The 22,760-nt window shown below is 40.3% G+C and carries 15 protein-coding genes; 13 read left to right on the top strand and 2 right to left on the bottom strand.

Features of this window, described 5'->3' with window-relative positions; genetic code table 11:
* Window positions 1-86: 86 nt before the first annotated feature.
* From F0226_RS12445 to F0226_RS12410, 8 genes are all read left to right on the top strand, one after another.
* Complete coding sequence (locus F0226_RS12445; RefSeq protein ID WP_171735940.1) at window positions 87-1,637, top strand: PAS domain-containing methyl-accepting chemotaxis protein; 1,551 nt, start codon at window positions 87-89, stop codon at window positions 1,635-1,637.
* A gap of 647 nt (window positions 1,638-2,284) precedes the next feature.
* Window positions 2,285-3,112 (top strand): hypothetical protein, encoded by an 828-nt coding sequence (locus tag F0226_RS12440; RefSeq protein ID WP_171735939.1) that lies wholly within the window; start codon window positions 2,285-2,287, stop codon window positions 3,110-3,112.
* A 22-nt stretch (window positions 3,113-3,134) separates the two neighbouring features.
* Window positions 3,135-7,025, top strand: coding sequence for a zinc-dependent metalloprotease (locus F0226_RS12435; protein WP_171735938.1), 3,891 nt, complete (start codon window positions 3,135-3,137; stop codon window positions 7,023-7,025).
* Window positions 7,026-7,123: 98 nt separating this feature from the next.
* Window positions 7,124-8,143, top strand: coding sequence for an ABC transporter permease subunit (locus F0226_RS12430; RefSeq protein ID WP_137374334.1), 1,020 nt, complete (start codon window positions 7,124-7,126; stop codon window positions 8,141-8,143).
* Complete coding sequence (locus F0226_RS12425; RefSeq protein WP_345776518.1) at window positions 8,143-9,189, top strand: ABC transporter permease subunit; 1,047 nt, start codon at window positions 8,143-8,145, stop codon at window positions 9,187-9,189. Before F0226_RS12430 ends, F0226_RS12425 begins: the two co-directional genes overlap by 1 nt.
* Before the next feature lie 165 nt (window positions 9,190-9,354).
* Window positions 9,355-11,157: an extracellular solute-binding protein gene (locus tag F0226_RS12420; RefSeq protein WP_171735936.1), complete on the top strand. Its 1,803-nt coding sequence runs from the start codon at window positions 9,355-9,357 to the stop codon at window positions 11,155-11,157.
* Window positions 11,158-11,172: 15 nt separating this feature from the next.
* A complete protein-coding gene (locus F0226_RS12415; protein WP_171735944.1) occupies window positions 11,173-12,168 on the top strand; it encodes an ABC transporter ATP-binding protein in 996 nt (331 codons plus the stop codon).
* Window positions 12,161-13,129, top strand: coding sequence for a dipeptide ABC transporter ATP-binding protein (locus tag F0226_RS12410; RefSeq protein ID WP_171735935.1), 969 nt, complete (start codon window positions 12,161-12,163; stop codon window positions 13,127-13,129). Before F0226_RS12415 ends, F0226_RS12410 begins: the two co-directional genes overlap by 8 nt.
* A gap of 123 nt (window positions 13,130-13,252) precedes the next feature.
* On the opposite strand, the gene F0226_RS12405 is transcribed toward F0226_RS12410, so the two are convergent.
* On the bottom strand, window positions 13,253-14,044 hold the full coding sequence (locus F0226_RS12405) for a helix-turn-helix transcriptional regulator (RefSeq protein ID WP_171735934.1): 792 nt from the start codon (window positions 14,042-14,044) through the stop codon (window positions 13,253-13,255).
* A gap of 891 nt (window positions 14,045-14,935) precedes the next feature.
* On the opposite strand from F0226_RS12405, the gene F0226_RS12400 reads away from it, so the two are divergent.
* The 4 genes from F0226_RS12400 (at window position 14,936) to F0226_RS12385 (ending at window position 21,223) form a co-directional block, all read left to right on the top strand.
* Window positions 14,936-15,451 (top strand): sigma-70 family RNA polymerase sigma factor, encoded by a 516-nt coding sequence (locus F0226_RS12400; RefSeq protein ID WP_137374339.1) that lies wholly within the window; start codon window positions 14,936-14,938, stop codon window positions 15,449-15,451.
* Between the two features lie 70 nt (window positions 15,452-15,521).
* Entirely contained in the window at window positions 15,522-16,460 is a 939-nt protein-coding gene (locus tag F0226_RS12395; RefSeq protein ID WP_171735933.1) for a FecR domain-containing protein, read from the top strand.
* Window positions 16,461-16,534: 74 nt separating this feature from the next.
* Window positions 16,535-19,657, top strand: a complete 3,123-nt coding sequence (locus F0226_RS12390) for a TonB-dependent receptor (protein ID WP_171735932.1) — start codon at window positions 16,535-16,537, stop codon at window positions 19,655-19,657.
* Between the two features lie 234 nt (window positions 19,658-19,891).
* Entirely contained in the window at window positions 19,892-21,223 is a 1,332-nt protein-coding gene (locus F0226_RS12385) for an Ig-like domain-containing protein (protein ID WP_171735931.1), read from the top strand.
* A 127-nt stretch (window positions 21,224-21,350) separates the two neighbouring features.
* On the opposite strand, the gene F0226_RS12380 is transcribed toward F0226_RS12385, so the two are convergent.
* Complete coding sequence (locus F0226_RS12380; RefSeq protein WP_171735930.1) at window positions 21,351-22,022, bottom strand: SH3 domain-containing protein; 672 nt, start codon at window positions 22,020-22,022, stop codon at window positions 21,351-21,353.
* A 107-nt stretch (window positions 22,023-22,129) separates the two neighbouring features.
* Between F0226_RS12380 and F0226_RS12375 the strand changes: the two genes are divergently transcribed.
* Window positions 22,130-22,714: a hypothetical protein gene (locus tag F0226_RS12375; protein WP_171735929.1), complete on the top strand. Its 585-nt coding sequence runs from the start codon at window positions 22,130-22,132 to the stop codon at window positions 22,712-22,714.
* Window positions 22,715-22,760 lie beyond the last annotated feature (46 nt).

Raw genomic sequence — 22,760 nt, 5'->3', positions numbered from 1 at the left:
AGATGTGTATAAGAGACAGTAAATATACATCCCTTCATATGCTATTTCTGCGTCGATTTTAATCATTAATACAAAGTGAAGTTAGGATGACTCTAGAAAACACCATTAACAAAGATTTCCCTCCAGCCGCCAATTTGATATCAACAACGGATCCAGATAGCTATGTCACTTATGCAAACGCTGAGTTCTGCTCTATTGCGGGATATGATGAAAGTGAATTGCTAGGAAAAGCTCATAATCTAGTGAGACATTCAGACATGCCCAAGCCAGCATTCAAGCAAATGTGGGAATATTTGAAATCTGGCAACAGTTGGATGGGGTTGGTTAAGAATAAATGCAAAGACAACCAGCATTATTGGGTATCAGCATTCGTGACCCCAATAAAAGACGAACAAGGTAATATTATCGAGTTCCAGTCAGTACGCTCTAAGCCCTCACAAGATCAAATTAATCGTGCAGAGACCCTATATGCCCGACTACGAGAAAACATATCAACATCGACAAAACGTGTTTCATTTCTAAAGCTGGTCATCGGACTTGCGGCTTTGAATTTAACTTTGGTCCCTGCGCTTTTCATTTTTACAAACCAACTGAATGGTTTAGTCGCCATGTTCATTTGTAATCTTGCTCTAGCAGGATGTTTAACCCGATTCATTTCTAGGTTCAAACATATTGGCAACTTAGCAAAAGAAACGTATGACAATGACTTAATGGAAAAACCCTACACTGGTTTCAAAGATGATTTTTCTCAAATCCAGCTCGCTTTAATGATGAAATCAGCTCAACTTCGCGCGGTCTCTGCCCGAGCAGAAGATACTGCATCTAAGATTTTAGAGTCGGCTGAAGAAGAATTCACAACAATACAAACGATAGATACAAGTATTGATCAACAGTGTTTAGAAACCGAACAGGTTGCTACCGCAATTGAAGAATTAACCTATTCAATTAATGAAGTTTCATCCAGTGCAACTTCATCTTCTAATCTCACTTCGGAAGCCAGTAAAAAATCAAAAGAAGGGCTTCAAAGTATCACTGAAACTATCGAAGCTGTGGATTCACTTGCTTTAGAACTAGATGAGTCAAAAAATGTGATTTATCAGTTAGCGCAAGACAGTCAAAAGATTGAAAGTATTTTAGATGTGATCAGTACAATTTCGGATCAAACTAACTTGCTTGCTTTAAATGCTGCTATTGAAGCTGCACGCGCAGGTGAAGCAGGTCGTGGCTTTGCGGTTGTGGCTGATGAAGTCAGGAATTTAGCATCGAAAACGGGGTCTTCAGCAAGTGAGATCCATTTAATGATTAATCAGTTACAGTCGACTGCAGATAATGCAGTGCAAACCATGCAGAAAGGAAGTGAGCTATCCGCTGAATGTAAGCAGCGAGCAGACAGCACAGGACAAGTGTTAACAGACATATATCAACGCTTAGATGAGGTTGCTGATAGTAGCCACCAAATAGCTGCAGCTGTTGACCAACAGTCTTCAGTAACAAAAGAGATTAATACTAATATCACGAGAATTCGTTCTCTCGCTTCTTCTACATCAGAAACATCATCGTTATCCATTGATAGAACTCGAAAACTTGTCGATGATATTGAACAATTGCAAAGGCTCATGAATCAATTTAGAAATTAGTATCCTATTCATTATTTCTAAATGTTAAATGCTAAATGCTAAATGCTAAATGCTAAATGCTAATAACTGCCCTTAGTCATTTGAAATAATCAAACCATTTAATCCAGCCCACATACATAACGACCATTTAATAATTGGTCGTTTTTACATCACAAACTTAATTGTCATCAAAAATAAAGACCTGACTTTTCCTATTATTTGATTCCCTGTTAATTATGTTTCGCTAATATAATTAAGTGTCCAAATCACTACTTGATAATAGGCTGAACGTTTTTTAAAAGTCATCAAAGTTAATTCATGAGTGTGTCGATGCTTATTTCATGATAATTAACGGTGAAACATGACTATTTAGCATAAAATAACACATTGTAGCCATACTAACAACTTTAAACACTACAAATACAACAAAGAGCAATGCAATAATTCAACCAAACCGCATTGGTTACAATAATGTAAAAAACAGAGTGAATGATTGGTTTCACCTTATAAGACTAATGAATCAATCAGGTGGTACTTTATAAATAGGATTATCCTGTGCTCTCTAGACCGATTATTATCAATTCCCTCAATTAAGAGCAGTGATAAAAAAGTTCGTAACGCATGGAGCGGAAACGAATGGAACGATCTACACAGGGAATGGGCACATCATGAAAATCAATACACTCAGTTGCATTATTGCGTCAGCTTTAATGTCAACCGCCCTTCATGCCGAAGAAATATCAAATACAGAAACAGCAGAAGACCAACTTCAAACTTGGGAACTGTCGTTAGGTCTCGACTACAGCAGAAATGGTTATGAAGATAGTAGCTATTTATCTGATCGAAACCTTTCTGCTAACGCGTCAATTATTTATAACTATGATCCAGATGTATATTTTACAGCCAACTTTTCTGGTTATCACAGCTATGACGATTTTCGCGGTGATTATTGGGATGATATATGGCTAACTGCAACTAAGAAAAACTTATGGGAACCAACCGATTATATTTCTATGGCTGTTGGCTCTCGAATTCTTATTCCAGTTTCTGACTTATCTAAACAAACTGATCTTCAGACTGCAATTCGCGGTGATATTAAATTCACCATCGAATTAGACAATATATTAGAAGGCCTTCAAATAAGTGATGCCGTTCGCTTAAGAAAGAACTTTCATAAATATACAACGGTTGGAAGTTTACCTTTAGAAGAATACCGCTTAAGCAATGTTTTCGCGGTCGACTATTCGGTTAATGATTGGTTCTTCAATATCAATTTTGTTAGTTCAACTTCTTGGAGTTATAGAGGCACTAGCTACTCGCCTAAGCTGACTCACGCAACAGAAATTGGCTACCAATTTACGGACAGTTTCAGTAGTGCTTTGGGTATGACCAACAGTGCCACTTACTACGATCCGGATAGAGGACCAAGCCCGTTAAACACACTGTTTGATCTCAAAAACCCGACCTATTACCTCACGTTAAATTATAACTATTAACCCGATCTCAAGGTGAAATAATATGTTTAAGAAACTGGCTATTGCATCGGTAGTGAGCATTGCTCTCTATGGATGTGGTGCTGAAGAACGCAGCTATGAAGCCGTTCCTCGTGCACAAGAGCAAATCACAACACAATCTCTAGATACTGAAGCACTTTGGCTGTACATGCCTTCTACTGGTGCTACGCCTCGCTATGCCACCAGCCAACGTGGATTTTTTCAGGGCACACCAAAGCTAGTCAAACTGCGTTTTGATAAGACCAACGGTATCCTTGCAGAAGAAGTGGACCGTGACACGATCCGAACAGGTGAAGACACGCGTTACACCGATGTCATTAACCAAGCACCTGTACTAAAAATTCCAGGTACTTTTGAGCAATACCGATGTGCTGAAAATGACTTCGATGAATGTACGAACAAAGAAGAACTGAATGAAGATGCTGATACAGATTGGAAAAATGCATCTCACTTCACACCTGACTTTGCGAATATTCAGTCTCTTGCAGTAGACAGTGTGGACGCTTGGTACACATCATCTGATGTTGAAGAAACAGCCGATCCTCAGTTAACTCACTGGGAATACGATCATGAGACTGGAACAATCAACGTAGAAGTTGAACGTACTTTCACAGCAAAACCAGATGATGCCTACAAATTTGGCTATGACCTAGAAAACCTTTCTTTTAAAACTCGCTTTTTCTATTCATTGGTTAAGCTAGATTCTATTGCAAGTAGCGACTACGAGACAGTCCAATACCCAGGTCGTGATTCATCCCGCTATGGCTTCTTCAACGATGAAAAAGTAGAGCGTTCTGCTTCAGGTGAAATAGGTCTACAAGGGCAAAAATTCCGCCTTCTTAACCGATTCAATCCTAAAGAAGATATTAACTATTACCTGAGTGATAGCTATTTCGAAGAAGACAGCAAATTATTCCTTGATGCAACAATTGAAACCATCAATGAAATTAATACTGTTTTGCAAGGGTCAGGCGTTCCGACAATCAATATCGTGAACAAAACAGAACCAGCTGGTGTTCACACTGGTGACCTTCGTTACAACGTATTCAACCTAATTACTGATCCTGTCGATAGTGGTCTACTTGGTTACGGTCCTTCTGCAACCAACCCACTGACTGGTGAGATTGTACACGCGCATGTCAACCAATATGCCGGTGTTATTCGTGCGTCTTCACGCAGAATGTGGAACCAGCTGACCATGCACTATAACCGTGGTGAAATTGATCGCCCGGATGAGTTTGTTCCAGTCCAGCCGGATCCAGAAGATTCTACTGCACCTACCTCTCCAGCCAGCACAGGTTTTGCAGGTGTTGAGGACAACCTAGTTGCTCAACAAACCACAGCGATGTCTGATTCACTCCCTATTGCGGTTGCAAGTGAACCTGATTTTTCTAACGGTTACACCCAATGGCTAAGACCAGACCAACAGCCTGATGGCAGCTTCAGCAAAAACTTAGCAAAACGTCACCTAGCGCTGGAAGAAATGGCGAGCCAGAACATGTATTCTGAAGAATTCATGTGGGTTAGCACAAAGTCTAAAGGTCTTATCAAAGGTATTGATTACCTTGCCGATGGTTACTTCGATAACTCAAACCTTGATCCTGCTGCGGCTGATTACGCTGACAAAGTGAACACCAAACTGAAGAAGTGGACAAAACTTTCCGCTGAACAGCAAGAAATTGTGACGAATCAAATTTCTAAGCATATGTACAAATCAACACTAGTACACGAGCTTGGTCATAACCTTGGTTTACGACACAACTTTATGGGCTCTGCCGATAAAGAGAACTTCTACCAACAAGACGAAATCAACGCATTTGGCTACGACAAAGTGCCAGCGCACAGTTCCGCTATGGATTACGGCGCTTCAATTTTTGACGAACTGCCAATTTACGGCAAATACGATATCGCAGCTTTACGCTTTGGTTACGGTCGTCAACTTGAGTATTCAACAGAAGTCACCGTTGTTAATGAAGAGACCGGAGCTGAAACTCTCGAAACTATCACTAAGTACGGCAGTTTGAGCGATATCGATGCAACGCTGAACAACAACGAGCAAGCTTACTTACTCGGCTCTGTACAACAGTTCCGAGAAGAATTAAGAAGCAAAGATGCTTCAGCTGTATTGAAAACATTCGATTACTGTACTGACGAAAATGTAAGAAGCACAACGACGTGTAATCGTTTTGATGAAGGTTCTAATATTTTAGAACAAACGGAGTTCCGTATTCAAAAATACTGGGACAGTTATGACCTTAAAAACAAACGTGACGGAAGAGAACAATTCTACGAGTACGAATTGCAAAATTACGCTTACTCTCGCTGGTATGAATTTAACCAAATCCGTTCTGTTGTTGACGATTTAGGAGATATTGATTACCAACTATCTAAATTAAGTGGCTCAGAAGACAGCTACGGTAAAAGTGTAGCCAACTACTACACAGATAACTGTACTCGTGGTTACATTCGTAGAGGCCTCCCTGAAGGTGCAAAAATGGTATGTGATACCTTTGATGCTTCTTTAATGGCTGCTGATTTCTTTGTAAAAGTAATGAGCACACCCGATCGTGTTTGTGAGATCAATGTATCTTCTAGCAATGGTCAGATAACTCGATTCGTTCCACTTTCTGATCTGTGGAGTTCATACGGTCCTAGCTTACAAGATAAAACAACACTGCCTGAATCTTGTTTTGACGAAGATCTAGTGAACATCATGGCTTCAAGTCGCGACAGAATCCAAGTTCTATCGGAAACTCGTGACGGTCGTCCGTATGCAAACATGCGTGCAAATAACCCATACAACAACTCTTCTACTGCTGTTGATCAGTTCGGTATTTGGGCTGATAAGTTAGTTGCTGCGCAAATGCTTGTTAAACGAAGCGATTATTCTAGTGCTCGTGATAAATCGAATATTGCCCTACTCGATGTATCTAGCATTCAAAGTGGAACACAAGGTACGCCGCAAAAGATCAAGACTTATCTTGGTTACCTTGGCTACGGCATGGACTCATTCCCAGATCCAATCTTTGTTGATAAGGATGGTGAAAGAGCAAGTACCGTTATGGCATACCGCCCAGATATCAAGAGAGCCATCGATGTACCACCGTACCTATATAACCTGAAGGCATTCTTCCAGTTATCTGATAACACGGTGACACCTTTATTCTCTGCGCTTCTAAACAACTTTGTTGCGTTTGGTGATGCAGAAGAATTTGGCTTAGCTGATAGCTCACAAGATCTTCTTGATGATATTTCACTAACTAGCCCAGACGCATCTGTTGATGAGACTGGCAGTGTGACATTCAGCTTAAAAACTCGAAACTACGTAGTTACCCGTCGTAACGGTTTAGCAAAACGTATGGCTGAAAAAGCCCTCTTGATCAACGGTAAGCAAGATGACTTAGTGAAGCTAGACGACACTAACTACACAACGAAGAGTAACTTGAGAGCAAATGGCGTTCGTACCATCAATGACTTCACACTGGTTATGCTACGTGACACACCGGCTGTAGAGCTATTGAAAGAAACACCTTACTTTGAGTCTTTGTTCCGTGGTTCTTTCTTCTCACCAGCTAAGTTCACTGAAGACCGTACTAACAAGTGCTTCACAGTGACGGCTAACCCTACTCGCTGTAACAGTAAAGACAACTTGCATGCGGCATGGAAAGCTATCCAAGCAAATGAAGATGACGATGTGTATCTACCAGCGCTACTTAACTGGGCTGAACAATACGTAACGATTGTTGATGAAGAACTACAACGTTCTCCAGATACAGCTGAACTCTATGATATTAACCCAGAAACAATCTGGTTATGGAGTTCAAGAGAATACATCCAATATCGTTATGCACTTGAGCAGCTGCCTGTACTTACAAGCACTAACTACCGTAAATAAGCACTATAGCTATTCTCAATAGCGTTAATTAAGACTGGCTCTTCGTGAGCCAGTCTTCCTTCATTTAGTGTGATAAGAATTCAATAAAGGAGTTTGAATTGTTTGCCTACTTTATCCGAAGGCTGCTACTCATCATCCCGACTTTCATCGGTGTGACTCTATTAGTCTTTGCTCTAACTCGATTTGTCCCTGGCGGTCCAGTTGAGCGCATGATATCTCAAATGCAAAGCCAATCCATTGATGGCGGCAGTGCCGGACAACAAGGTTCTCAATCTTTATCAGAAGACCAAATTGCTGAGCTCAATGAGTTTTACGGGTTAGATAAACCTATTTTTGAAGCCTACCAAGAATGGTTAACTAAATTAGTTCAGTTTGACCTTGGTGAATCGACTCGTTACTACGAGCCAGTGTGGGACATGATAGAAGAGAGGTTACCAGTTTCCATGTTCTTTGGTTTCTGGACTTTTATTATCAGTTATCTCGTGTCTATTCCTCTAGGCATTTTGAAAGCCATAAAGCATGGTTCTAAGTTTGACAACGTCAGCTCAGTCATGGTTTTTATTGGCTACGCCCTGCCTAACTATGTGGTCGGTGTATTTCTCATCTCTTTCTTTGCCTTTCATTTAGGCTGGTTTCCTATGGGTGAATTCATCAGTGATGATTTTGATGAAATGTCATTCATTCAACAAGTCCGAGACCTATTTTCACACGCTCTATTACCTCTAATTTGTTACATCATTGGTGATTTCGCCATTCTCACCATGACAATGAAAAATAACTTGCTAGAGAATCTCGCGGCTGACTATGTAAAAACCGCAATAGCGAAGGGGCTGCCCTTTAACAAAGCGGTAAGAAGGCATGCACTTCGCAATAGCTTAATTCCTATTGCCAGTCACTTAGGCAATGTAGTTTCTGTTTTTGTTGCAGGCTCATTTCTCATTGAAGTGGTATTCAATATCGATGGTATCGGTTTACTAGGATACGAATCCATTGTTGAGCGAGATTACCCAGTCGTAATGGGCATTCTTACTATTTCATCTCTGCTACTCATGTTTGGCAATATCTTGTCTGATCTATGTGTGGCGGCAGTAGACCCAAGAGTGAAATTTGGACGCTAATCATGCAAATTGATCCTTTAACGAAGAAAAAACTCAATCGATTCCGTTCTATTAAGCGCAGTTATTACTCTTTTATTGTACTGACTGCCCTTGTACTTCTGTCTTCAATCGCAGAAGTATTCGTCAATAATAAAGCCCTAATGGTTTCTTATGACGGTAACTGGTACTTCCCGACTTATACTCACGTTGTCACTGGGCGCACTCTTGGACAGAATTATGATTACGAAGCGAATTATCGTGAGCTAAGAGAGCAATTCAAAGTTCAAGACGAAGGTAACTGGGTACTAATGCCAATTGTACCTTGGGACCCATATGAGCAAGACTTTGATGGTGTTAACTACCCACCAACAGCGCCTTCATTCGATCAGCAACATTATTTAGGTACTGACCAATCAGGCCGAGATGTATTGGCACGCTTAATTTATGGCTTCAGAATCGCAATTTGGTTTGCCATGCTCACATTAGCCATTTCCTACACAATTGGTGTACTCGTGGGTTCTCTTATGGGGTATTTAGGTGGGAGGTTTGATCTCGTCATGCAACGAGTGATTGAAGTGTGGTCGATGGTTCCATTCTTGTACGTCATCATGATTATGGTTTCCATTATACAGCCTAGTTTCTTCCTTTTTGTTTTCATAAACGTTCTGTTCGGTTGGATAAGTATTACTTGGTACATGCGTACCATGACTTACAAAGAAAAGGCTCGTGAATACGTGACTGCAGCAAGAGCACAAGGTGCGGGTATGTTCCGAGTCATTATTAAACACATCTTGCCCAATACCATGGTGATGATCGTGACACTTGCGCCGTTTGGCATTGTCGCGAATATTACAACGCTAACCGCACTGGATTACTTAGGTCTAGGGCTCATGCCCCCTACCCCAAGCTGGGGTGATTTACTTCAGCAAGGCAAATCGAACTTAGACGCTTATTGGATCATTAGCTCTGTCGTTTTTGCCATCGTTTCAGTGTTAACCATGGTGACCTTTATCGGTGAAGGAGTTCGCGAGGCCTTCGACCCTAAGAAATTCACCCGTTATATCTAATTTAACTCTGTTCTTTGGCTGTGTTTAAAACTGTAAATGCCACTTGTCGCTCGCTATTCGTTTATTCGTTTATTCGTTTAGCGACTGTGTAAGAACAGAATTGCTGCCATTAAAAGATGAATAAGAGTGCGGTAAACACTCATACAATAAAAGCTTGGAGCTAACATGAATAAAATTTCTAAGACACTTCTGCTGTTCGCCTGTCTTGTAATCCCGGGGATTTCATCAGCTGAAAACTTACCTGAATCGCTCGAATGGGTAACGAATAATGACCAACCTATTTTTGCCGATCCTAATGCAAAACAAGGTGGTACTTACCGAGTTCACATTACTAGCTTCCCCCTTACAATGCGCACGGTAGGTCCTGACTCGAATGGCAGCTTCAGAGCTTTCATTATGGATGGCAACCCGTCGCTCATTCAGCAGCACCCAAACACACGTCAATTTGTGCCTTCTCTCGCTAAAAAGTGGGCATTCGGGGATGATCAGAAAACCATTTACTTTCAATTAGACGAAAGTGCTCGATGGACCGATGGAAAACCAGTCACGAGTGAAGATTTTAGATTTGTCTTTGACTACATGAGAAGCACTCATACTAAAGCACCGTGGTACAAAGATTTCTACACAAAAAAAATCGCTGACATTACCATTTATGACGAACATACATTCGCCCTCCATTCTGCTAATGCATTAGCCAATGATGAATTACTAATGCGTCTCAATATTCTGCCAAAGCCTGCGCATTTTTATCCAAAAGGCATTCCTAAGAATTTTGTAAAACGTTACAACTGGAAAGCCGAACCAGTAACTGGACCTTACAAAGTCGCGAAGATTAAAAAAGGTAAGTACGTTAAGTTATCCAAAGTGGATAATTGGTGGGGCTACGGTAATAAATATTATCAACACCGTTACAACGTAGATAACATCCTACTGAAAGTGATCCGTGATTCTGACATCTCAATTAAGTACTTTGAGAAAGGTGAACTGGATGCTTATTACATGGTATTCCCTTCTGTTTGGCACGACAAAGCCAAAGGCGATTTATACGATCGTGGCTTTATCGAAAAGAAATGGTTTTTCAATGAATCACCTCAAGGGGCAGCTGGCGTTTGGTTAAACCTGAATGCTGAAAAAATGGGAAATGACAATCTTCGTAGTGGTATCGCCCACTCTTTGAACGTTCCAAAAATGATCGATATCGCCTTACGTGGTGACTATTCCCACCAGCAAAGCTTTGGTTCTGGCTTCGGTGATTACGATAATAAGCAAATAAAAGCTAAAGCCTTTGATTTAGAGCTTGCTGATCAATACTTCGATCTCGCCGGTTATTCAACGCTTGATAAAGATGGCATTCGCATAAATGAAAATGGTGACCGATTAAGCATTACGTTAACTTACCTGTCAAAAATGCATTCTCAACGCGTCATTGTATTAAAAGAAGAAGCACGCAAAGCAGGACTCGAAATAGAGTTAAAATTGGTGGATGGTGCAACAGGCTTTAAGTCGTTACTTGAAAAGAAACACCAGGCAGCATTCCTTGGGATGGGCGCACCACAAATGCCGGCTTATTGGCAATATTTCCACTCAGCTAACGCTAAACCACAAACCAACAACTTCACCAACTTTTCTGACCCGAAAATGGATGAGTTGATTGAGTCGTATGACGCTGAATTTGATGTCGATAAAAAAGCAACATTCTCGCGTTTGATTCAAGAGGAAATTGCCAACTGCAATTGCGTTATCCCTACCTACTCGGTTCCATTTTCAAGAGCCGCTCACTGGCGCTATGTAAAACTGCCAGAAACCGTGGGTACGGCTTTATCACGTGATATTTTGGATTCAAAAAGCATGGAATATGGTCTTTTCTGGATAGATCTTGATGAGAAAAAAGCGACTCAAGAAGCCTTAGAATCAGGAAAATCTTACCCTGCAGTCACTCTTATCGAAAAACGATTCACTCAAGGTTAATGGATGAATAATAATATGAATAGTGACTGTATTTTATCGATAAATAACCTTGAAACGACATTCACCACCGATGAAGGCGATGTAAAAGTTTTAGATGGCATTTCGTTTGACATTGTTAAAGGTAAAACTGTGGGCATTGTCGGTGAATCAGGTTGTGGTAAAAGCGTGACGGCAGCTTCCATTATGGGGCTGTTGCCTCATCCATATGGGAAAATAACATCAGGCTCAATTTTATATAAAGGCAAAGATCTTGTCAGTATGGCGCCGGATGAATTATACCAAACCCGTGGTAAAGAGATTTCGATGATATTCCAAGATCCGATGACGGCGTTAAACCCCGTTCATACGATTGGAAAACAACTCTGCGAAGTCTTTGAGCTGCATAGACCTGAGTACTCAAAACAACAACAGAAAACTGCAGCGATTGAAATGCTAAAGCAAGTTGGTATTCCTGCAGCTGAAGAACGAATGAATGTTTATCCTCATGAATTGTCTGGAGGAATGCGCCAAAGGGTGATGATCGCCATTGCCTTGGCTTGTAAACCTGACATTTTAATTGCTGATGAACCAACTACCGCACTTGATGTCACCGTCCAAGCTCAAATATTGGATTTAATGAGTGATATGCAAAAGCAAAGCAACATGGCAACGATCTTAATAACTCATGACATGGGTGTGGTTGCTGAAAGCTGCGATGAAGTGGTCGTAATGTATGCTGGGCATGTGGTGGAAAAAGCAGATGTTTTCACATTGTTTGCTTCGCCAAAGCATCCATATACACAAGGTTTACTCAAATCGATTCCTAGAATTGATGGTATTTCTAAATCAACATTAGGCACGATAGCAGGCTCGGTTCCAAGTTTAAGAGAGATGCCGTCAGGGTGCCGATTTAGAAACCGTTGTCAGTATCAAACTGAACAGTGCGCTCAAAGTATCCCTAAGTTAACTTCTGTAGGAACCAACCACGACGTAAGTTGCTTCTTGCAGTCAGAAGGTGAACTCAATGGCTAAAACGATTCTCGAAGTCTTTAATTTAAAGCAACATTATGAAGTAAGAGGCGGTATTTTCTCTAAAACGAAATACGTTTATGCCGTCGATGGTGTGTCTTTTTCAGTAAAATCAGGAGAGACACTCGGTTTAGTCGGCGAATCTGGCTGCGGTAAAAGTTCTCTTGGCCGATCTCTACTTAAATTACACACACCGACATCAGGTCAGATAATCTTTAATGGACGTGATATTACCCATTATTCATCTAGCCAAATGGTTTCACTTCGAAAAGAAATGCAGATCATTTTCCAAGATCCAATGGAGAGTTTGAATAGCCGTCATACTGTCGGAAGTATTATCGAAGAACCTTTCGAGATTCATGGTGTGGGAACAAAACAAGAACGTAAAGAAAAGGTCAAAGAGCTATTAACTAAAGTAGGTTTACCTGAAAACGCAGCAGATCGCTATCCGCATGAATTTTCAGGAGGTCAACGTCAAAGAATAGGTATTGCTCGCGCCATTGCGCTCGACCCAAAACTAATCATATGTGACGAAGCAGTATCGGCTTTAGATGTTTCAGTGCAATCTCAAATCATCAACTTATTGCTAGAACTGCAAAGAAATATGAATTTAGCTTTGGTCTTCATTGCCCATGATCTTTCTGTCGTCCGCCACATATCAGACAACATAGCTGTCATGTATTTGGGTAAAATTGTCGAAATGAGTGACACGCAAACTCTTTTTGAAAATCCGCAGCACCCATATACACGAGCACTCATTTCAGCGATTCCACTTCCGGATCCCACATTAAGAGGTCGACGTGAATTATTAAAAGGTGATGTCCCCTCGCCTATGGCACCTCCACCGGGTTGCCACTTTGCATCAAGGTGCCGCTTTGCAGAAACTGAATGTAAGGAAAGTTACCCAGCGCTAAAGGAAAGAGCACAAAACCACTTTGCAGCCTGCCATGTTATGGCTACATAACTCCCAAAGTAAAATAACTTCAACAAAATTAAAATAACTGCAATAAAAAAGCAGAGGCAATCATTGCCTCTGCTTTTTTATTGAGTACCAACTCAGAGATTGTTAGCTATTGTTTATGAAACTCTACTTTTCCAACTTACCCATTTCATCTCTAATTTGTTCTAAGAAGGTATTAGGTAAAGGTTTAATACCATCAGAAAAATTTAATGTTTCATGTGGAGTCACGAACAATAAGACATTTCTTAAATCGCTTTCACTCTCCACACCTTCCTTCATGTTTTCTGTATGGTATTTAAGGATTTCTTGAGTTAGTAATTTATTCAAAGCCTCTAATTGCGGTTCTTTTAAGTTCATCCTTGAGAAACCGACACGTACACAATTAGGGTTATCTAGTGCTTGTTCCTTAAGAATATTCTTATATTGAATACTGAGCTTAGAATTATCTGAAAATCGATAGTAGAAAGGACCATTCAGTTGAATTTTATTATCATCCGTCAACTTCACCAAACCAAGCATTTCTAGAGCTCGTAAATAACCATAAGTCGAGGCATCATCTAACCCATATTTTTGCTTCATATAACCGTGGCTATCTCGATTTCGAATATGCCTTAACTCACGGTAAAAATCATAAAGATGCGGGAATTGATAAAAAATTTCATCTTGGGTGTGATTGAAGAAGCTTTCATTATCATGCTGCAATTTCACTGCAATCTTTTGTAGCTCTTCAAGAGTAGTATCCGTTTCACGACAATAATCAAGTAATCGTTCAAGTGTAATGCTCGGACTATATAAGTGTCGTTTAAACGTAGAGAGTGGAACACCAACACGATCTGCAAGATCTCTATATGTTCTACCCTTTTTTTTGATAACGCTTCTCAACGCTGCTAATAAATACTCTGAATTTGCTGATCGCATCTGACTTTGCTCCTACCCTGTCACCCTGCCAAGCCTTACATTTGTATATATGTAATAACTTTTAGCAACCTATTTTTTATAAAACACTGTCGAATGACTACAACTTAGTCACATTATTGCGATTAATTCGCTAACACACCATTAATCGACTCGTAAAAATCCTATTTCGATACCATATCTGCAATTAAATAAATGCCATCAATCACATTCACAACTGCTATTAATTGGCGATTAATGATCTGTGTTTTGCTTGTCCGCGTTACATGCGATGTGAGTATTATCCTAAGTGTGAATCTCATTTTTAGATGTCAATGCAGCTTTAAATATGTCGGTTCCAAGAAGCTAAGCTAAGCCAAATAAAACAAGAAACGAGCAGAGGAAAGAATGATGTTTCTACCAATTCCACCACCAGGGCACGCAAACTTGTTGCGATGCTCCTAACCAATGTGCTTTTTCAAGCGGGTTAGACACCATCTTCGATACCGCTTTCGCCATACCTTATAATCTTTTCACTCAACTACTTACGTTTAAAAAACGCTTTGTTGCTGAGAACGAGGCTTACTTTAACTGATTTAAGAATTGAGTCAATCATAATATTCTCCATTTAATTCAAATGGTTAAAAACCAGCCTTCAGTGGTCATTTTCACATCACGATGTATATAAAGAAAACAAAATGTATTTTGCTTGGTACCCGCAATCTAAAAACATACTTTGCGATTAGCCCTCCCCTGACTTATCAATAATTTTCTTCATATTTTAAAAACACAAGATGGGTTTAAATAATTGTTATTTTTTATAAATTCTTGTAGCACATATTTGGATTTCTGATATATTCCCAACCACACGAATGATAACAATTATCATTAAGATTTATCTAGGAGTATCAGGTAATGACGTTAACAGGCGAAGTTAACATGGAACGTATCGACCATATGTATCAAGAACACCATAGCTGGCTTTCGGTATTTATAAAGCGACGTCTCGGTTGTCCGGACTCGACTGCCGATCTAGTTCAAGATACTTACCTACGCCTGCTAACTCGTGGAAAGTTACCTGAATATAGTGACTCTCGAAAATATTTAACTCATATAGCTAAAGGTTTAGTCATTGACCTGTATAGAAGACGACGAGTTGAATCTGCCTACCTTGAACTTATTGAACAAGAACCTATACAAGTTACCGGGTCACCAGAAAACTATACCATTGTCGTTGAGGCATTGGTTGAAATTGATTCTTTATTGAAACGCCTGCCTATTAAAGCACGTCAAGCTCTGCTAATGCGTCAATTAGAAGGGAAAAGCTACAAAATGATTGCACAGGAACTCGATGTTTCTGTGTCTTCTGTAGAAAAATATGTCGCTAAAGCCCTTCAAGGCTGCATGCTAGCAATGATTGATGAGGTCTAAATTTATTTATGCATTATTTAAACTCATCGCGCCTCCACCATATTAAATCTTCGAGGTAACAAGAAGATTTATGGAACCTTTATCGAGAGATATCATTGAAGAGGCATCTATCTGGATGGCTCGCTTATGGGCTGATGACGTTACTCAGCAAGATCATGATGCCTTCCTTAACTGGAAAAATGCACATCCTAATAATGCTTATGCATGGGATAAACTTGAGAAATTGCAAAGCAAATTCTCTCATGTACCACAATCGAGTTTAAGCCGTCGCGTTCTTTCCCCTAATAAGCAAGGTTTGAGTAGGCGTGAGTTACTTTCCATCAGCGCAGTGTCATTCTCAGCTTTAGCGCTAGGTATGAGTACTTATAAACCGACACCCAATGGTGTCGAATACCTTACCGCTACAGGAGAGATGAAAAATATCATCCTTCCTGACGGCACTGCATTTACGATGAATACCGATTCAAAAATATTTGTCGACGTTAAAACGCATCACAAGAAATTATTCCTCACTCGAGGTGAAGTTATGATTTCTAAAGAGGAGCATAATACTCCCCTACTTGTATCCACTTCCCAAGGCAACGTCTTGCCAATTGGTACCCGTTTCAGTGTTCGAGAACATAGTGAAACCACACAAGTTTCAGTCTATGAAGGTGAAGTAGAACTACAGCCGATGCTAGGAATGGGCACTCCCCACCTTATTGCTGGTGAACAAGCGCATTTTAACCGTAGATCAGTCTCTAATATTGAAAGCAATTTATCTCTGGATGCGCTTTGGCTTGAGCAAAAAATAATGGCTCAAGCGACTCCTCTCATCGATTTTATCAATGAACTGGCTCGTTATCGCCGTGGAATACTAAATGTAGATTCGTCTTTAGCTGATTTGAAGCTAACGGGCATTTTTACAACTAGCAATATTGACCGAACTCTTTATAACATTAGCCAGATACTACCTATCGAGATCCATTATCGAACGCCTCTATGGGTAACGATAAAGCCAAAATATTAAAAATAAAGTTACGGATTTATGATTTTCATTCGGTGTAATCAACATTAAGTGTGCTCTATACCGATAAGGAAATAATGGTGCCGTACATTAAGCGTCGTCAATCAATCACAGTCCTAAATACAGCAAAAGCTGGGGCAATCGCCATTCTTTTGCCCTTCTCCGCTATGGCTGATATAACTCAACAATACAATATTCCTGCAGGAACACTTGATGGCGCCCTCAATCAATTTGCAATCGAGTCAGGAGTTGAATTCTATTTGAATTCAGATTTATCTAAGAATCTGTACATACAAGGCTTAAAGGGCGAATACGAACCAGACCAAGCCCTGAGTTTATTGCTCACCAATACTGGTTTAAATGCCCATAAGCAAGTGGATGGTGTTTATTACCTTTCGCCAACTTCAGAAGCAATGACCCTTGATGCTATCAATGTACGAACTCACTTTGACAATGCTTATGAACGAGATGTAGATGGCGAAATGTCGGTTTATGACGCCGATGTTGCTAGCGACTACCTCAGTAAAAGTGAAATAGAACGGTTCAAAGGAACAACCGCAGCCGACTTGTTTACCGGAGTAGCTAACGTTCATAGCGGCGAGTCGCGAAACGGTGGGGGCAGCATTGATCCAAATGTCCGAGGTGTTCAAGGGTTTGGACGAGTCCCGGTTGTTATTGATGGAACAGAACAAGGTATTTCGGTTTACAACGGTTATCGTGGCTCATCCAACAGAAACTACATTGACCCAAATTTAATTGGCAGCATGACGGTTTTGAAAGGCGCCCAGCTCAGTTCCGATGTCAATACTTCCACTGGCGGTGCCGTTCAAGTGACGACTCTACAGCCACAAGATATTGTGCCAGAAGGCGATGAATTTGGAATAGAAACCATAATTGAAAGCAGCAGTAACTCAGTAAGCCCGAATAAAGCTCGCTTGCATACTGGTAAGCGTTGGCAAGATGTTCCTGTGTATGCCGATATTGGCGGTGTCCCCCTTTACGATGATCCTGAAGTACGTTTCCAAACTCGTGACAATAAAGATGACAACCCTTTTAATGGCGAAGACATTGCCTACCGACTGGCATTAGCCGGGATTACACCAAAATTTGAATGGCTTGCCGCTTATGCTTATCGAAATCGAGGCAACTATTATTCTGGTACTAGCAAGGATGAGTTTTACTCTAAACCCTTTGGCGAAAACACTGGCTTAATTCCAGGCAGAAACCCATACCTAGAACCAGAACATATGGCACTTGTACACTTACCAGGTCATGAAGTCCCAAATACCTCTTCGGAAATGGAGTCAGTGTTAGTTAAAGGGACGATTAACTTTAACGATTATCAAAAATTGCAATTCAATGCTCGCTATACAGAGAGTATCCACGGCGAAATATTATCAAGTAGATCAGATTACCGTAATTCAAATGGTTTGCCTCAATGGCCACTAGCAAACGCAAAAATGCAAGCATATAGCTTAAAGTACCGAGCTAACCCAAATCATCACTTGCTGGATTTCACTACGAGTCTTTGGCTCACTATCACTGATTCAAAAAGCAATACTGGCTATGGGTTTCCCAACTTCATTAATAGGAACAGCGATACTCCTGATGTCATCATTAATACTTCCACCGTAAACAGGGATGAAAGCCGTTATGGTCTTGACTTCAAGAATAAGATGCTCCTTTCTGACTCAGTTGATCTAACTTTTGCTGGTAGCTATCAAAAACATGAGCTCATGCCAAAAGAAGGCTTAGCATACATGATCGACTTTTATGGCGGTGCAGTTCGAGCTGGTGAGCGTGAAGAATATAATGGTTCTGCAAAAGTAGAATGGCGCCCGTTAGAGTCACTAATTCTGAATGCTGGTGTTCGTTATATTTCTTATAACGCCACAGACTACTATATTGAACATCAAGTAAACTCAGGAAATATTAAAAGCTTAAAAGAATACAAAACCGATGGTTACCATCTTAGCTACCAAACTGTAGAAAACTATGCGGTCGAAGAAATTGCCCAAAACGTTGCTAACGCAGAGCACGAAGTACGAGTGACATTCACCAAAAGCAACATCACCGAAGAAATAACACGCTTAGAAAACTTAATTTCACAATTCCCAGATCAGGCAGCACAAAACCAAGCCTCTCTTGCAGATAAACAGCAAGAATTAGCGAACTTTGACTCGCTGCTTGCATCAAAAATTCAGCAAGAAACCAACGCTGCTCAAAATCAAACGACTTTCATTGAAGATCATTCATCTGAATGGCTAGCTAACAGTCAAAATGATTTAAACCTAGCGAATAACGCCTGTAAAAATGCGATGCAACAAGCCAATTATGTTGAAGGCAGCTGTACAGCTCAAGCTATCGAATCAACAGAAGTTTACAACACGGATTATAAAACCAGTGGTAGTGGCTGGATGCCCTCTTTAACGGCAACTTGGCTATTCGACGACAGCAGCCGTATTTACGCTAGATACGCTGAGACTTTGCGTTTTCCAAGCTTATTTGAAAGTACCAGTGGTTTTAGCGGTAATCCAAGTGCTTCTGCACCTCTCCAACCTGAAAGAGCGCGTTTGTTCGAAACGGCTTATATCCACTATTTTGATAATGCCAGCGCAAAAATCACTTACTTCGATCAAGTGATTGATGATGTCATGGACAGAGACCGAGACAGTTTTTCTTTTGCCAATTTAGACAGCCAGCGCACCAGCGGAATCGAGTTAAATGGACACTATGATAATTCAGATTACTTTGCTGATGCTTCATTCGCTTATAACTTTCGTAATGAAGTTTGCGATAAGAACTCTGCGGCGCAAATTTATGTCGACAACATTATTACTAAAAGTGCCACCTCTGATGATACCTGTGTAAGAGGAGGCTTTTCCAAACAAAGTTTCCTTGCTGCGCATGCCGCACCTGAATACACCGCTAACTTCCTTATCGGAGCACGTTTTTTCAATCAAGACTTAGAAACAGGGTTTAGGACAAATTATGTTTCAGGCAGCCATGATGAAGATGTCATAAAACGTACAGATGTAACGACTTATGATGCTTATGTGAAATATAGATTCACTGAAAAAATCGCTGGCGAGCTAGTGGGAACGAACTTGTCAGATGTGTATTACCTGGAAACCGGTTCTGTTTCAGGGATGCCAGCACCAGGTAGAACTATCGGGGTAAAACTAAGCGGAAAATTTTAAATGGTCTTAGTTGAGTTTGTCTTTTTAATGTAACGGACCTTTTAACGTCATATTCCTTTTAGCTTTACTCAGCTATCAGTTATTGAATAAACAAAAACGCCTTTAATTAGGCGTTTTTTATTTACGGATTCGCCTCACTCAAACGGTATATAGGATGAAACGATAAATTAATTATTGGCTACGAACTAAATTTATTTGGTTCAAGTAGCCTTCAGCACAATTAGGATGAAATACATGAAGTCGAACTTTAAATGGACATTACTTGCTCTCACGATTCCAACTTTAATCGCATGTGGCGGGGGCAGCTCGAGTTCAACACCCGCAGCCCAAGGACCTGCAGGTTTGGCGGTAATTACAGCGCAAAATGTTGCAAAAGTTGACCACAGAGTTCGAGTTGATGGACTTCAAAGCGAAGGTGTAGACAGCCAATCAGTTAGCTACATGTGGGAAATAAGTAACAAACCGGATGGCAGTGCAGCTTCGCTTAATAACGCCAATAGCGTAGCACCTTACTTCACGCCTGATTTGGTAGGTAACTACACATTAGATTTAGTAACACAAAGTGGTGGTAAAGACAGTGAAAAAGTCACTCACTCTATTAATGTAAGTGATGCCAATACTAATACACAGCCGATCATTAATTTAGATATTCCTGCAAATGTCGCAATTGGAAAAACTGTGGACCTACGTTCTCAAGCTTATGATGCAGACGGCGATGTACTGACTTTCCAGTGGGCACTACTTTCATCACCAAATAATGCCACAATGAAATTAACAAACAGCGCCACTCCAACAGCAAACCTGCTTTCAAACACTGCAGGAGATTACCAATTAAAGCTAACAGTGAGTGATGGCTACGAAACAATTTCTGAAGAAGTGACTGTTTCATATTCTGCTGATAATGTTGCTCCTGAAGCTAGCGTAAGTAATAAACAAACATTTGAACTCGGTGAAAGTGCACTGCTTGACGCAACAGCAAGTACTGACGGAAACGATGACCAAATAACCTACGAATGGAAAGTAGTTTCTCAACCTGAAAACAGTACTGCAACGCTAAGTAGCACAACCGAAGCTAAACCGAATTTCACCCCTGATTTAATTGGCGACTATGTACTTTCCCTTGCCGTTTCTGATGGTGAATTAACCAGTAAGAATGAGTACATTCGACTATCTGCAACAGAAGTCGGAACAAGTGATCTTATTCTTATGTATGCGGAAGAAACCACGGCTAGAGCATGGCCTTTTGCAGAACAATTCAATTCCAACATATCCACCACAGGCAATGCTCCAGCTCACATCCTGCTAGGAACTTTTACTCTTGAAGCTGTAGGTAAGGATTATACAATTAATGAGACAACCGCTATCGATTATATGGGTAATGTTAATGCGGTAATGACAGGAATGGAGGCTGGTCAGGTACTAAATGCTGGCGATAAAATTAATGTAAAAATGTGGGCAGAGCCAACCCAAGGCCAATTATCAATGATTTCATATGGCTTTATTGTAGATACAACCTTAGAGCAATATATGGGACTGGGGTATATGTATACTTCAACGGTCGAATAATATAAACGTAGCTCCTTGAAATGTTCAAATCCGAGTGTCACAACACTCGGATTTTTTATGGATAGTCCGTCAGCAATATCACAAGGTCTGTTACCCTACCGCTCACTTCATCAACATAAAATACGGATTAACGCTTAAAGGTTTCACCAGTTTGGACATTCAGATAAATCTTATTTTCCTGCTTTAAACCACCACAATAAATGAAGTACACATCACTGCTCTTATACGTTACCGACTTAACCCAACCACCTAACTCTTCAAAATCACCAGGTTTACAATCACCAGCTTCCATCAGTGTATCAATTGCAGAGCGAAACCTCGTTAGATGCTGCTTTAAATCATCAGATTTAACTAGGTATGAATCTAATATTTCGATTTTTTCTTCATCAGAAATAATCACTTCTTCAGTTACTAGACCATCCATTGAGATCCATTGAGCGATTTCCATGCCACCCTCTTCGAAAACAATATAGTCAGAAATACGAGCCCAACCATCTTGTTTTTCGAGCACTTCTACATATTCACCTTTGTATAAGAAGCCTTCAATCAGCCCATCTTCACTCGGCTTATCTACGATCGGAATTTTTCTTTCCATAACGTAGTAATCTGTTTGTTCAATCGGCACAGACAAATCCATAATGGGCTCTAAAGGCTCCATCTGTCCTTGTTCATCAGCTAATCCATCGGTTTCAGCTGTTTCTTGCTCCACAGGTTCTTCCTGCATAAAAAAGAAATAATAACCAGCACCTGCTCCGCCAAGTATCAAAAGAATTAAAACGGCAATCATTATTTTTTTCATAGTGTAAGTTAACTCATTAGTCTTTCGGTACTCTTTGAGTGTACAGCAACTTTTCTTATCCCTCACCTATACTCTATTAAGCATCCTTATAAAAGGCACCTCACCTTATGGCAGCTTCGGTTAGTTATTCTTTTGCTTTTAGCATGTTTTTCTTTTTCTGGAGTACCGTTAGTTTCGCTGACCATTGTGAGCATGAAAACTGGGACACCTTGCTACACAAACAAACCACGGCTGAAAATTGGTACAATTCGCATACACGTCAATTCAATCAAATGCTCGAGTACTACAACACTCAAATATTTATAACTAAAGAATTTGATGAAGAAGAGTTAATGACACTATGGGCTCCACACAAGGATATTTTTCATCGGCAGCTACACAAGCAAATTGAAAATGCTCATTACCTTTCTAATATACTGTCACAGCAAACGACTCTAATAGCTCAACAAGTCGATACTATTTCTGGTTTGATACTCGCATGGAAAACTATGTCTATTCATTGTGAGAGCCAAGGATCATCGTCGAATTACAAAGCCACGTTGCATTATATAACTACGTCACAGTCATTAAGTGCAGACCTTAAAAAACTCAAAACCAAGTACCATTCACTTAGTCAACAATACCTAAGTGAAGCGCAGTTGATTGAGAAATCGAAAAGAAATTACAAACTTAAAACAGCACATTTAGAATGAATCATTCGAACAAACACACCTAACACAAGTGATTTCATATAGTTAC

It is taken from the genome of Vibrio sp. 99-70-13A1 (assembly GCF_013114625.1).
Taxonomy (GTDB): domain Bacteria; phylum Pseudomonadota; class Gammaproteobacteria; order Enterobacterales; family Vibrionaceae; genus Vibrio.
This window is presented reverse-complemented; position numbering and strand designations above follow the sequence as displayed.

What these genes read in the sequence shown, in the direction of transcription:
- F0226_RS12395 (WP_171735933.1), top strand. Translation starts at nt 15,522, where the DNA reads ATGGAACCTTTATCGAGAGATATCATTGAAGAGGCATCTATCTGGATG.
- F0226_RS12435 (WP_171735938.1), top strand. Translation starts at nt 3,135, where the DNA reads ATGTTTAAGAAACTGGCTATTGCATCGGTAGTGAGCATTGCTCTCTAT.
- F0226_RS12410 (WP_171735935.1), top strand. Translation starts at nt 12,161, where the DNA reads ATGGCTAAAACGATTCTCGAAGTCTTTAATTTAAAGCAACATTATGAA.
- F0226_RS12380 (WP_171735930.1), bottom strand. Translation starts at nt 22,022, where the DNA reads ATGAAAAAAATAATGATTGCCGTTTTAATTCTTTTGATACTTGGCGGA.
- F0226_RS12445 (WP_171735940.1), top strand. Translation starts at nt 87, where the DNA reads ATGACTCTAGAAAACACCATTAACAAAGATTTCCCTCCAGCCGCCAAT.
- F0226_RS12375 (WP_171735929.1), top strand. Translation starts at nt 22,130, where the DNA reads ATGGCAGCTTCGGTTAGTTATTCTTTTGCTTTTAGCATGTTTTTCTTT.
- F0226_RS12385 (WP_171735931.1), top strand. Translation starts at nt 19,892, where the DNA reads ATGAAGTCGAACTTTAAATGGACATTACTTGCTCTCACGATTCCAACT.
- F0226_RS12405 (WP_171735934.1), bottom strand. Translation starts at nt 14,044, where the DNA reads ATGCGATCAGCAAATTCAGAGTATTTATTAGCAGCGTTGAGAAGCGTT.
- F0226_RS12420 (WP_171735936.1), top strand. Translation starts at nt 9,355, where the DNA reads ATGAATAAAATTTCTAAGACACTTCTGCTGTTCGCCTGTCTTGTAATC.
- F0226_RS12390 (WP_171735932.1), top strand. Translation starts at nt 16,535, where the DNA reads ATGGTGCCGTACATTAAGCGTCGTCAATCAATCACAGTCCTAAATACA.
- F0226_RS12400 (WP_137374339.1), top strand. Translation starts at nt 14,936, where the DNA reads ATGACGTTAACAGGCGAAGTTAACATGGAACGTATCGACCATATGTAT.
- F0226_RS12415 (WP_171735944.1), top strand. Translation starts at nt 11,173, where the DNA reads ATGAATAGTGACTGTATTTTATCGATAAATAACCTTGAAACGACATTC.
- F0226_RS12440 (WP_171735939.1), top strand. Translation starts at nt 2,285, where the DNA reads ATGAAAATCAATACACTCAGTTGCATTATTGCGTCAGCTTTAATGTCA.